Consider the following 13,414-nt stretch of genomic DNA (forward strand, 5'->3'; position numbering starts at 1 on the left):
GCGGTTTCACAGTTGAAACATTTAAAAATCGACCGCACTTTTTTATTGTTAAAATAAATTGGAGTGTAAGTTAATTTTTTATGTTAGATATTTTTTTTGATTCGTCAGCAGTATTAGGACTGGTTACGCTAATTGTACTTGAAATTATTTTAGGTATAGATAATCTTGTTTTCATTGCAATTCTTGCTAATAAACTTCCTCAGCATCAACGTAATAAAGCTAGAACTATTGGATTAAGCCTAGCATTATTAATGCGATTAGTGCTACTTTCTTTAATGTCATGGTTAATTACACTAACAAATCCTATTTTTGTATATAATAATTTTTCCTTGTCTTTGCGAGATATTATTTTATTAATTGGTGGTTTATTTTTAGTTTTTAAAGCAACAATGGAATTACATGAAAGGTTAGAAAATAAACCAGAAAGTCACAGCAGTAAAGTGCATGCAGGTTTTACTGCTGTTGTTGTACAAATTGTTATACTTGATGCTGTATTTTCTTTTGACGCTGTTGTTACGGCAGTAGGCATGGTGCAACACCTTTCTATAATGATGACAGCGGTAATTGTTGCAATGGCATTGATGCTATTTGCATCTAAAACGCTAACAGAGTTTGTTAGTAGACACCCCACAGTTGTTATTTTATGTTTAAGTTTCCTTTTAATGATCGGCTTTAGTTTAATTGCTGAAGGTGTTGGATTTCACATTCCAAAAGGCTATTTATATGCAGCTATTGGATTTTCTATTGTTATTGAATTTTTTAACCAGTTTGCGAGTAGAAATAAAGCGAAATATGAGAGTCAGTTACCATTACGAGAAAGAACAGCAGATGCTATTCTAAGATTAATGGGTGGTAAATCAGCTGATGCAGCAGATCAAATTGAGAGTACACAACACAGTGAAGTATTGCAACCTTTTGCTCAAGAAGAACGTTATATGATAAGTGGGGTACTTGCTCTTGGAGACCGCAATATTCAAACAATTATGACACCAAGAAATGAAATTTCATGGGTCAATATTGAGCTAAGTGCGGTAGAAATCAGACGACAATTATTAGATAGTCCACATAATTTATTTCCTGTTTGTAAAGGTAGTATTGATAGAGTTTTAGGGGTTGTTAGAGCAAAAGATATGCTGGCAATATTGGACAATGATCCAGCTTCATTAGTTAGTGAATTAAAACCGTTACTAGCAAAACATCAACCTATTTTTGTAAGTGAAATTATAGACAATTTAAAATTATTGAATATGCTGAAAAAAGCAAAAGGTAATTTAGCAATAGTTAAAGATGAATATGGTCAAGTAACTGGTTTAGTCAGTCCACTTGATTTATTAGAAGCTATTGCTGGTGAGTTTCCTGATGAAGATGAAAATCCTGATATTTCTAATATGGGTACCCACTGGATTGTTAAAGGAACGGCAAGTTTAGAACAATTGAAATTAGAATTAGATGAACCTGAATTATTTGAAGAAGCAGAGCAATTTACTGTTAGTGGATTGCTATTATATCGATTTGATAATGTGCCTAATGTCAATGATAAAATTGCATTAGAGGGTTATCTATTTACTGTATTAGAAGTACAAAATTCTAGAATACTATTAGTTAAAATCGAAAAAGAATTAGCAATAGCGTAAATAGAAAATAGATTAATGAATAATAGTATATTGAACTTATTTAGTATTTTTATTTCATAGTTCTAATTATAATCGATAATAAATAGGGATAACTTAAACGTTATCCCTTAAATATATCAGAAGTTGATCAGCAACAACTTTCGTTAAGTTTAATCTTAACCTTTGTAGTTATAGATATGAGCAACTAGATCTAGTACTTTATTTGAATAGCCCGTTTCGTTATCGTACCAAGATACTAATTTTACAAAACGATCAGTTAATGCAATACCAGCTGCTGCGTCAAAAATTGAGGTCAATGAACAACCGTTAAAGTCTGTAGAAACAACGGCGTCTTCAGTGTAACCCAATACACCTTTCATTTCGTTTTCAGAAGCACGTTTAATTTCAGCACAAATTTCTTCATAAGTAGCTGGTTTCTCTAAATTCACAGTTAAATCAACAACAGATACGTTTGGTGTTGGAACACGAAATGCCATACCAGTTAATTTACCATTTAGTGCTGGGATAACTTTTCCAACCGCTTTAGCTGCTCCTGTTGAAGATGGGATAATATTTTGTGCAGCTCCACGACCACCACGCCAGTCTTTTACAGATGGACCATCAACAGTTTTTTGAGTTGCTGTTGTTGCGTGGACAGTTGTCATTAAGCCGTCTTTGATTCCAAATTTATCATTGATGACTTTTGCTAGTGGAGCTAAGCAGTTTGTAGTACAAGATGCATTAGATACAATATCTTGACCCGCATAAGTATCGAAGTTAACGCCATTTACAAACATTGGAGTAGCATCTTTAGATGGACCTGTTAACACTACTTTTTTTGCTCCCGCAGTAATGTGTTTACGGGCAGTTTCATCAGTTAAGAAAATACCTGTTGCTTCAACAGCAATATCAACACCGATTTCGTTCCATTTTAAGTTGGCAGGATCGCGTTCAGAAGTAACACGGATCGTTTTACCATTAACTACTAAGTTTCCGTCTTTAACTTCAACTGAGCCATCGAAACGACCATGAGTTGAATCATATTTTAGCATGTAAGCCATGTATTCAACATCAATTAAGTCGTTAATACCAACAACTTCAATATCATCACGATTTTGTGCTGCACGAAATACAATGCGACCAATACGACCGAAACCATTGATACCAATTTTAATTGCCATAAGATTTTCACCTATAATTTTAAGTTAAACAAAACCTGATGCTTCACAGAAACGCTTACTGTTTCTAGTTTCCACATTGGCTGAGATTATAGCACGATTTCTTTTTTTGATAAAAGTGCCAGTTAAACAAATCTAGTGTATATAGATTTTTTATGATCTGTATCAAGTATCTATATCTATCAACCTTTCATGAATTATTTGTAACTCATTGATTATTATAAATAATCATTATAAAATGAATGTCTACATGATTAGCAGTATTTAGTATATAATTATTGAAATTTGCTATATTTAGTGTAGCATGTGTAAATATCTGTTTTATATTTTATTCTCAAATAAAATCTTTCTTTTAGTAGAAACTAGGAAAAATATAATGACAAACAAACAAACAAACAAACAAACAAACAAACAAACAAACAAACAAACAAACAAACGCTATTTCTTTTTCTTAAATTATTATATATATTCAATATACATAGTTCTAATCAACCTAGTACTGTCCCAAATTACATTTTCTCAAATAATAATCAACTAATTTTATAAAAAAGAGCTTTTTATGTTTAATGATTATGATGAGAAAATACTTTCGATAATAGAAGAAGTTTTCCCTAAAAATAGCAAAGTAAAATATTCTATTTTAGGTGGAATGACTAATAAAAATTATCTGCTAAATATAAATAATGAGAAATACGTACTACGTTTACCTGGTGCTATGACATCTCATTTAATATCAAGAAATAATGAGATGAATAATAGTATATTAATGTCTCAATATGGATTTAATGTTGAAACAGTTTATTTTAATCCAGATAGTGGAATAAAAATAACAAAGTTTTTAAATGGGGGAACAAATTTAACTCACGATAATATAATACAACTTGATTATTTATCTTTAGTTGCTATGAATTTATTTAAATTACATAATTGCAATGCAAAATTTGATAATAATTTTAATGTATTTGATACTTTTTATCATTATTTTGATTTATTAAAAGATAAAAATAAGTTTTTTTATTTTAATAGTAATATTAAGGATATTTATAATTTTTTTGTTAAATTATCAAATAAACATGAGCTTTATCAAGTTACATGTCCCTGTCATAATGATCTTGTTCCAGAAAATATCTTAATCAATAAGAATAAATTGTTTTTTATTGATTGGGAGTATTCTGGAATGAATACGCCATTGTTTGATATAGCCGCATTTTTCTTGGAATCTCGATTATCAATAGATAAACAAAAATATTTTATGCTTCATTATGATCCGAATTTAAATTTTGAAAAATCTCATGCAGAAATTCTAATTCATCAATTTACGCAAGATGTTTTATGGTTTTTGTGGACTTTAATTAAAGAAGAGAATAATGAATCTTTTGAAGATTATGCAACAATAAGAATAAACCGATCTTATAAGATTATGAATGAGTTAATTAATAATGAATTTATTTAGAAAAAAAGTAAAGAAAAATTTAATTCATCTGGGCTATTTTTGCGGATTATTATCTGGTTTGCTTTGGGCTATAGCGGGTATTTCCTATGAAAAATTATATACAGATTTTCCCATGTTTAATGCATTTGCATTAAACATAATTATATTATTTATTGCTGAATTTGTTTTGCTTTTGCTTATTTGCAGTTATTTAGCAAAAGAGAAATTATTACCGCACTTAAACTATATTTCTGTTATTGCTGTTATAGGAGGTTTATGTGGTGGACCTATTGGCATGTTATTTTATTTGCAGTCATTACAATCTATAGGAGTTAGCTATACTGCAACTATTTCAATCAGTTACCCAATAATAGCGTCTATTTTATCAATTAAATTTTTATCTGTTAAAACCTCAAAAAAGACAATTTTTTCTTTTATTTTGATTATTTTATTAATAATACCAATAATGTATCAGGATGAAAAAGTAGATATTAGCTATTGGGGGATTTTTTTCGCTTTATTCTGTGCATTATGTTGGGCAGTTGAAATTGTTATTTCTAGCTATGTTATGCGTTATTATCAATCAGAGCAAACTTATTTATTTAGACAAGCAGGATCAAGTTTAGGATATTTTATAATTATCATTTTTCAACTGGTATATGGCTCTTATTTTGTTCCATTAGATTTTAACGTTTTTAATGATATTAATTTATGGAAGCTAGAACTAATTGTGATTTTATCGTCAGGATTTTCTTATTTTTTCTACTATAAAGCAATTGGTATCTTAAATCCAATTAGAGCAATGGCTCTAAATATTACCTATAGTTTATGGGCTGTCATATTAAGTGCGGTTATTTTCTCAAAAGAAATTAGTATGATTTTGATTGCTATTGGGTTTGTTGTTTTAGTTAATGTATTTATTGTTGCTAGAGGAGAGAAAAAGTGAATGCAATTATTTTAGCAGCAGGTTTAGGAAGCCGTTTTAAGGAAATTACTCAAAAAACACATAAAGCTCTACTTCCATTACCTAATGGTATCCCAAATATTGAACAAACCATTATTTATTTGAAACAAGCAGGAATTAATGAAATTCATATTGTAACAGGACATCTTTCAGAACAATTTAAATTTTTGCAAAGTAAATATAATTGTCATCTTATTTATAATGAATTTTATAGAAAATATAATAGTATTTATTCGTTTAATTGTGCAATTGATTACTTTGGTGATAGTTTTGTGATTGATAGTGATGTAACGCTTTTTAACAATATTTTCAGTGATAAGTGTGAATGCAGTAAGTATTTTTTAATTCAGAGAAATAAGAGTAGTAATAAAGAGTGGATTCCTATTATTAAAGATAATAAAGTCGTTGATATTATTGTTGACAATTTAGCGTTACCTAGTTTACTTGGTGTATCATTTTGGTCTAAGCAAGATGCTCTTAAAATAAAGTCATTCATTATAGATTATCTTAATGATGAAAAACTATTACTTAATCCGTCGTTATATTGGGATAATATTCCAATGAAATTTATTAATGAGTTAGATGTGGGTATAAAATTATTAACTTTACAAGATGCTTACGAGATAGATAACTTATCAGAATATAACTTTATATTTAATAATTTTAAAGGTGAATAGTATGAAGAAATTATCGCTTAGAGAACTTCAATTAGTTACATTAGATATTTTGAAATACTTTGATAAAGTATGTGCTAAGAATAATATTCAATATTCATTGGGTGGTGGTACTTTAATAGGTGCGGTAAGAAATAGTGGTTTTATTCCATGGGACGATGATATTGATGTGTATATGCACCGTGATCAATATGAAAAATTTGTTAAAATTTGGAATAATGAAAAACACGATCAATATGAATTATCCTTAGCTGAGGATATTCATGGTATGATTTCTGGTGAAATGACAAAAATTTTTGACAAAAACACTACTTTGATTGACACAAAAGGAAGAAAGAGCGGTATTTTTATTGATATTTTTATTTGGGATGGTGTGCCAAATGAGCCAGATGTCATTTATAAAGTAATGAAGAAGCATCGTCGTCTTAAACTAAGATTTTCGTCTTGTCGTAAAAGATGGTATAAAGCAAAAGATAACACATTAATAAAGTCGATGTTTGCCAAGTTATCAAATTATTTATTTAATAAGATGATGCTAAATTTAAAACGATTTCAAGATAAATATCCTATTGATAAAACTGAATATATTGGACTTGTTTTATCTGACTATGGTGGATGGAAAAAATCTTATATGCCTAAAAAATATTTTGATTCTGTAGTGTATTTAGATTTTGAAGATAGTAAGTTTCCTGTTATGAATGGCTATCATGAGCATTTGACGATGTATTATGGTGATTACATGAAACTGCCTCCAGAGAATGAACAAAAGCCTCAACATACTATAGAAGCCTATGTATTAGATTAAATATCTATATTTTCTAATTAAAAATCAGTAAAAGTGCGGTCATTTTGCTGATTTTTTTTTGATTTATCGGCATAATAGAAGCTATAAATTATTTTACAGGAGTTATTATGTTTAGTGGGAATCTGTATGTTATTTCCGCCCCCAGTGGTGCAGGTAAATCATCATTAATTTCAGCACTATTAGCAAAAAATGATAGTAAAAATATGATGCTTTCAGTATCACACACAACAAGAAGTCCTAGAGAAGGTGAAGTTGATGGTGTGCATTATTACTTTACTTCTCACGATGAATTTGAACAGCTTATTTCAAAAAACTTATTTTTAGAGTATGCAAAAGTATTTGGTGGTCACTATTATGGCACATCGTTGCCTGTGATTGAAAAAAGTTTGGCAGCTGGTATAGACGTGTTTTTGGATATTGATTGGCAAGGAGCAAGACAAGTTAGAAGTAAATACCCAGCAGCAAAAAGTATTTTTATTTTGCCACCTTCTATTTCTGCTTTGGAAAGACGCTTAATTGGGCGAGCTCAAGATAGTCAAGAAGTCATTACAAATAGGATGGCAAAAGCTGTTGACGAAATGTCTCATTATGATGAATATGATTATGTGATTATTAATGACGACTTTGAGCATGCATTAGCAGATTTGGAGCATATTTTACGAGCAGAGCGATTGACTGTAAGCTGTCAAAAAGTGCAGAATTCTGCTTTAATTCATCAATTGCTAGTAAAATAATTTAGGTTTTAGTATCATAAATAGCTTTTATTAGCGATTTTTATAAACATATTAGTGGAGAAATTATGGCTCGAGTAACAGTACAAGATGCAGTTGAAAAAGTAGGTAATCGTTTCGATTTAATTTTAACAGCGGCTCGCCGTGCGAGAGAATTGCAATTACACAAACGCGAACCTTTAGTGCCAGAGGATAACGATAAACCAACTGTGATTGCATTACGTGAGATAGAAAAAGGATTAATTAATAACGATATTATGAATGCTCAAGAGCGTCATGATGCACTAGAGCAAGAAGCTGCTGAGTTAAATGCAGTATCGTTATTATCTCAATAATATGAGTTAAAGTGCGGTTCTTTTTCTAAAATTTATTAAGTGCATTTTGATGAAAAGTTAGGTGTCCTTTGTATTTATTCGAAAGTTTAGAGCAAATTATCAGTGGGTATTTGTCTCCGTCACAAATTGAATTAGTTCGACGAGCATTTGTTATTGCAAGAGATGCTCATGAGGGTCAAGTGCGAGCCAGTGGAGAGCCTTATATTACGCATCCAGTTGCAGTAGCTTCCATTATTGCAGAAATGCACTTGGATCATGAAGCAATCATGGCAGCATTATTGCATGATGTAATCGAGGATACGCCTTATACTGAAGAGCAGTTGAAACAAGAGTTTGGGGCAAGTGTTGCTGAAATTGTAGAAGGTGTATCGAAGTTAGATAAGTTAAAATTTCGCACGCGCAAAGAAGCTGAAGTAGAAAATTTTCGTAAAATGATTTTGGCGATGACAAAGGATATTCGAGTTGTATTAATTAAGCTCGCTGACCGCACTCATAACATGCGTACTTTAGGTTCCTTAAGACCAGATAAACGTCGTCGAATAGCGAAAGAAACTTTGGAAATTTATGCACCTCTAGCTCATCGTTTAGGTATCGAGCATATTAAAAATGAACTAGAAGATTTAGGTTTTGAGGCAATGTATCCTCAACGCTATGCAGTATTGCAGAAAGTCATTCAGATTGCTCGTGGTAACCGTAAGGATATGATTCAACGTATTCTAGATGAAATCAAAGGTCGCATTTCTGATGTGGGCATTGAAGCAAGAGTTTTTGGACGAGAAAAGCATCTTTATGCTATTTACCAAAAAATGCGTTTAAAAGTGCAACAATTTCATTCAATAATGGATATTTATGCTTTTCGTGCAATTGTGAAAGACGTAGATACTTGCTATAGAGTGTTGGGACAAATGCATAATCTGTATAAACCTCGCCCTGGTAGAGTAAAAGATTATATTGCAGTGCCTAAAGCTAATGGTTATCAATCTTTACATACTTCAATGATAGGTCCTTATGGTGTGCCAGTAGAGGTGCAGATTCGTACAGAAGAAATGGATCAAATGGCAGAAATGGGGGTTGCAGCACATTGGGCGTATAAACAGGGTGGTAAGAATGATAGTACTACAGCTCAAATTCGAGCTCAACGTTGGCTACAAAGTTTAATTGAATTGCAACAAAGTGTGGGTAATTCTTTTGAATTTATTGAAAGTGTAAAATCAGAATTTTTCCCAAAAGAAATTTATGTATTTACTCCTAAAGGGCGTATTGTCGAGTTACCAGTTGGAGCTACACCAGTAGATTTCGCTTATGCAGTGCATTCTGATATAGGACGTTCTTGTATCGCTGCTAATGTTGATCGCAAACCTTGCCCTTTATCTCAAGCACTTCAATCGGGGCAGACAATCGAAATTATCACATCACCAAATTCTCAACCGAGTGTTGGTTGGTTAAACTTTGTTGTCACAGCGAAAGCCCGTACTAATATTCGGCATGCGTTAAAAAATTTACGTACCGATACTGCTATCCAGTTAGGAAAACGTCAATTAATGACCGCACTTTTACCTAAAAAAATAGAGGATATTGAGCCTCATCGTATCAATAATTTATTGATTGAACTAAAATTAGAAAACTTTGATGATTTGCTTGCGGAAATTGGTTTGGGTAACCAAATGAGTGTAGTAATTGCTTATAGGTTGTTAGGTGAAACCATAGAAATTGATATAGATGGTGATTCTACAAATAGCAAAAGTGCATTGCAAATTAAAGGTAGTGAGGGATTATTAACTACTTTTGCTCAATGTTGTCGTCCGATACCAGGTGATCCTATAGTAGCTTACGCTAGTCCTGGTAAGGGATTAGTAGTACATCATGAGCGTTGTGCAAATCTCAAAAATCGCCAAGAACACCATGAACATTATGTTTCTGTTACTTGGGAAGAAAGCAGTAGCAAAATTGGTTTTGAAGCAGAATTACGTATTGAAATGATCAATCAGCAAGGAGCATTACCAAATTTAACTTCAGTGATTTCTTCTTTAGATAGTAATATTCATAGTATTTGGACAGAAGAACAAGATGGACGCTTATACCAGATTGTTGTTTTATTAACCACAAAAGATACTCAACACTTAGCGAATATTATTCGAAAAATTAAAACAATACCTGGTTTTGTAAGCATTGAACGTAATACAAATAGCTAAATGACAGAGCGATTATTAGATGCAGTACCTATAACTTCTTTATCTGGAGTTGGTGCTGCAATTGCAACAAAATTAAGCAAAATAGGTATAAATAATTTACAGGATTTGTTATTTCATTTGCCTATTCGCTATGAAGATAGGACAAGAATTACTCCGATCATAGATTTGCGAGTTGAACAGTATGCAACTATTGAAGCTGTTGTACAAACTTGCGAGGTACAGTTCTCTCGTAATCGTCCGATTTTAGCAGTTGTAGTGTCTGATGGGACATCAAAAATTACGTTACGTTTTTTTAATTTCACAGCTGGTATAAAAAATAGTTTTGAGCCAGGTGAAAGAGTAAAAGTATTTGGCGAAGTAAAACGAGGGCGTTTTATGGCTGAAATGTATCATCCAGAATATAAAATTATTCGTGATAATGCCCCATTAGTTTTAGAAGAAACGTTAACGCCAATTTATTCTGCTACAGAAGGGTTGAAGCAACCTATGTTGCGGAAATTAACGGATCAAGCATTAAAATTATTAGATCATTTTCAAATAAAAGAGATTTTGCCTGCACAATTTAATCCTCATTCATTTAGCTTAAAAGATGCTATCCTTTTTTTACATCGTCCACCCCCAGATATTTCAATAGAATTACTAGACTCAGGAAAGCATCCTGCTCAACAACGGTTAATTTTTGAAGAATTGCTTGCACATAATTTGGCAATGCAAAAAGTGCGGTTAGGTACGCAACAAGTTTCAGCTTTACCTTTATTTTCTAAAACAAATTTAAAGCAGCGTTTTTTATCAAGTTTACCTTTCAAGCCAACTAATGCACAGATAAAAGTTATCACAGAGATTGAGCAAGATTTGCAAAGATCTCATCCAATGATGCGATTAGTGCAGGGAGATGTCGGATCTGGTAAAACACTAGTTGCGGCATTAGCAGCATTATTGGCAATAGATAATAAAAAACAAGTCGCGTTGATGGCACCAACAGAAATTCTGGCAGAACAACATGCAGAGAATTTTCGCCGTTGGTTCACTCCTTTGGGGATTAGCGTTGGTTGGTTTGCTGGTAAAGTGAAAGGAAAAGCAAGACAACTCATATTAGAACAAATTGCTACTGGAGAGGTTGATATAGTCATTGGTACACATGCATTATTTCAACAAGAAGTTACTTTCTCCGATCTCTCATTAATTATTATTGATGAGCAACATCGTTTTGGTGTTCATCAGCGTTTAATGTTGCGTGAAAAAGGTGAAAAATCAGGTCTTCATCCTCATCAATTAATTATGAGTGCAACACCTATTCCTCGCACTTTAGCTATGACAGTGTATGCTGATTTAGATACTTCGATTATTGATGAATTACCACCTGGACGTAGTCCGATTACGACAGTAGCGATGTCAGAAGAGCGGAGAGGAGAAATTATTGCTCGAGTGCAAAATGTTTGCATGAGCGAAAAACGGCAAGTGTATTGGGTGTGTACGTTAATTGATGAAAGTGAAGTATTAGAAGCTCAGGCAGCAGAAGCAATGGCGGAAGATCTGAGAAAAGCTTTACCGCAGTTAAGAATAGGTTTAGTTCATGGACGAATGAAATCAGCAGATAAACAAGCAGTAATGGAGTGTTTCAAGGCAGCAGAACTAGATCTATTAGTTGCGACAACAGTGATTGAAGTTGGAGTTGATGTCCCTAATGCTAGTTTAATGATTATTGAAAATGCCGAACGTCTTGGATTGTCTCAACTGCATCAATTACGAGGAAGAGTTGGACGAGGTAGTACAGCTTCTTTTTGTGTTTTAATATATAAACCACCGCTAGGGAAAGTTTCTCAAGAGAGGCTTCAAGTTTTACGAGAAAGTCAAGATGGGTTTTATATTTCAGAAAAAGATTTAGAAATCCGTGGACCAGGAGAAGTATTGGGTACAAAACAAACGGGTATTGCTGAATTTAAGGTCGCAAATTTAATGCGAGATCGTAAAATGATTCCTCTAGTTCAACATCACGCTCGTAATTTAATACAGCAATATCCTCATATTGCAGACATGCTTATTAAACGTTGGCTCAATAACCGAGAGGTCTATTCTAATGCTTGACTATATAAGAAGTGCGGTAGTATTTTTTAATTTTTAATAAAGAAGTGAGATATGTGTCAGAAATACAGTGTGTTATGTTTTGATTCTGGTATGGGCGGTTTGACAATCTATCAAGAGGTGAAAGCGTTACTACCCAATAATCAATATTTATATTGTTTTGATAATGCAGCATTTCCCTATTCGGAAAAAACAGAGCAAATGATTATTGATCGTACATTAGCTATTTGTGACAGAATTGACAGACAATACCCATTAGACTTGATTATTATTGCTTGTAATACAGCAAGTACAGTGGTATTACCTGCTTTAAGATCCCATTTTAATATACCTATTGTTGGTACAGTACCAGCGATTAAACCAGCAGCAGAAATATCTTTAACTAAACATATTGGATTGCTGGCAACGAAAGGTACTATTAAGCGACGATATGTTGATGATTTAATTGTAAATTATGCTTCTGATTGTAAAGTTGAAAAAATTGGGACTACTGCATTAGTAGAAATTGCTGAAAAAAAACTGCATGGTATTCCAGTTGATTTTGAGCAATTAAATAAAGAATTGAAAGTCTGGCAGTCTATAATGGATTTAGATACAGTTGTGCTAGGGTGTACTCACTTCCCTTTAATTCAAGCTGAAATTGCAAGATGTTTACCGCAAGTTACCCACTTTATGGACTCTGGTAAAGCAATAGCTTTAAGAGTAGCAAAATTGTTGAAAGAAAAAAGTGCGGTTAGAAATTTACCAAAAGTACAGAATAGTCTCTTTTGTACTCAAAAATGTCGAATGGATTTGGCTTTTTATCAACAGTTATCGAAGTGGGGATTTGATCGTTTACAGATTATTGATCTCCCCATCGTATTTTCTTAAGGTACAGAAAGCTGTTCTATCATTTCTAATCTTTTTTGATGTCGTCCATTATCGTATAGAGTATTAAGCCATAATGTAGTTAGAACAAGAGCTTTTTCTTTTGAAATAATCTGAGAGGCCAAGATGCTTAGCTACTTTTATGATTAGTTTTTCAGAAACCTTAGCGATTTTGCAACCTTGCTAAGTGAAGTATGCTTAGTAAACTTATTAACATCAAGTAGCCAATCAACTATTTTTAAAAAATTATTTATGTTAGTACTATATTCTAAATATATTTAGAACAGTAGGCCATTTCTGTCTCATGCTAAAGTGCGGTAAGTATGAGAGCAGAAACGGATAAATTAAGTACAGTAGATTGTTGTTTTTTAATCGCTAGAGTTCAAAAAGTAGACGAGCTTTTAATTTTTTCAAAAAAAAGTAAAAAAGTAGTTGCATAGGATTAAGAATTGACTATAATGGGGGGCACACAACGACACGGCGTTGTAAGTAGATGACCGTGTCGTTTTTTTGTTCTTTAACAACTGATAGACAATCTGTG

Annotated in this window: 12 protein-coding genes; 10 read left to right on the plus strand and 2 right to left on the minus strand. The window is 32.4% G+C overall.

All coding sequences use genetic code 11. From position 1 onward, the window contains the following. Positions 1 to 80 precede the first annotated feature (80 nt). Positions 81 to 1,634 (plus strand): TerC family protein, encoded by a 1,554-nt coding sequence (locus ACFQ02_RS08090; protein WP_380821570.1) that lies wholly within the window; start codon positions 81 to 83, stop codon positions 1,632 to 1,634. Between the two features lie 155 nt (positions 1,635 to 1,789). On the opposite strand, the gene gapA is transcribed toward ACFQ02_RS08090, so the two are convergent. Beyond that, positions 1,790 to 2,794: a glyceraldehyde-3-phosphate dehydrogenase gene (gapA, locus tag ACFQ02_RS08095; RefSeq protein WP_380821572.1), complete on the minus strand. Its 1,005-nt coding sequence runs from the start codon at positions 2,792 to 2,794 to the stop codon at positions 1,790 to 1,792. 556 nt (positions 2,795 to 3,350) lie between these two features. Here gapA and ACFQ02_RS08100 point away from each other — a divergent pair. From ACFQ02_RS08100 to murI, 9 genes are all read left to right on the plus strand, one after another. Beyond that, positions 3,351 to 4,244 carry a choline kinase family protein gene (locus tag ACFQ02_RS08100; protein WP_380821574.1) on the plus strand — a complete coding sequence of 298 codons (894 nt, stop codon included), beginning with the start codon at positions 3,351 to 3,353 and terminating at the stop codon, positions 4,242 to 4,244. Next, positions 4,231 to 5,169 (plus strand): DMT family transporter, encoded by a 939-nt coding sequence (locus ACFQ02_RS08105; RefSeq protein ID WP_380821575.1) that lies wholly within the window; start codon positions 4,231 to 4,233, stop codon positions 5,167 to 5,169. Before ACFQ02_RS08100 ends, ACFQ02_RS08105 begins: the two co-directional genes overlap by 14 nt. Beyond that, positions 5,166 to 5,864, plus strand: a complete 699-nt coding sequence (locus ACFQ02_RS08110) for an NTP transferase domain-containing protein (RefSeq protein ID WP_380821577.1) — start codon at positions 5,166 to 5,168, stop codon at positions 5,862 to 5,864. The genes ACFQ02_RS08105 and ACFQ02_RS08110 overlap by 4 nt, the downstream gene beginning before the upstream one ends. 1 nt (position 5,865) lies before the next feature. Beyond that, a complete protein-coding gene (locus tag ACFQ02_RS08115; protein WP_380821579.1) occupies positions 5,866 to 6,666 on the plus strand; it encodes a LicD family protein in 801 nt (266 codons plus the stop codon). A 107-nt stretch (positions 6,667 to 6,773) separates the two neighbouring features. After that, positions 6,774 to 7,400, plus strand: coding sequence for a guanylate kinase (gene gmk / locus ACFQ02_RS08120; protein WP_380821581.1), 627 nt, complete (start codon positions 6,774 to 6,776; stop codon positions 7,398 to 7,400). Between the two features lie 65 nt (positions 7,401 to 7,465). Then, positions 7,466 to 7,732 (plus strand): DNA-directed RNA polymerase subunit omega, encoded by a 267-nt coding sequence (gene rpoZ / locus ACFQ02_RS08125; protein WP_380821582.1) that lies wholly within the window; start codon positions 7,466 to 7,468, stop codon positions 7,730 to 7,732. A 68-nt stretch (positions 7,733 to 7,800) separates the two neighbouring features. Next, positions 7,801 to 9,924, plus strand: coding sequence for a bifunctional GTP diphosphokinase/guanosine-3',5'-bis pyrophosphate 3'-pyrophosphohydrolase (gene spoT, locus ACFQ02_RS08130; protein WP_380821584.1), 2,124 nt, complete (start codon positions 7,801 to 7,803; stop codon positions 9,922 to 9,924). Beyond that, complete coding sequence (gene recG, locus ACFQ02_RS08135) at positions 9,925 to 12,009, plus strand: ATP-dependent DNA helicase RecG (protein WP_380821586.1); 2,085 nt, start codon at positions 9,925 to 9,927, stop codon at positions 12,007 to 12,009. 51 nt (positions 12,010 to 12,060) lie between these two features. Then, positions 12,061 to 12,876, plus strand: a complete 816-nt coding sequence (gene murI / locus ACFQ02_RS08140) for a glutamate racemase (RefSeq protein WP_380821587.1) — start codon at positions 12,061 to 12,063, stop codon at positions 12,874 to 12,876. Here murI and ACFQ02_RS08145 read toward each other — a convergent pair. Beyond that, complete coding sequence (locus ACFQ02_RS08145; RefSeq protein ID WP_380821589.1) at positions 12,873 to 12,998, minus strand: hypothetical protein; 126 nt, start codon at positions 12,996 to 12,998, stop codon at positions 12,873 to 12,875. The two genes, murI and ACFQ02_RS08145, sit on opposite strands and share 4 nt — an antisense overlap. Positions 12,999 to 13,414 lie beyond the last annotated feature (416 nt).

This window comes from Seminibacterium arietis, assembly GCF_042675725.1.
In the GTDB taxonomy this organism is placed as follows: Bacteria; Pseudomonadota; Gammaproteobacteria; order Enterobacterales; family Pasteurellaceae; genus Seminibacterium; species Seminibacterium arietis.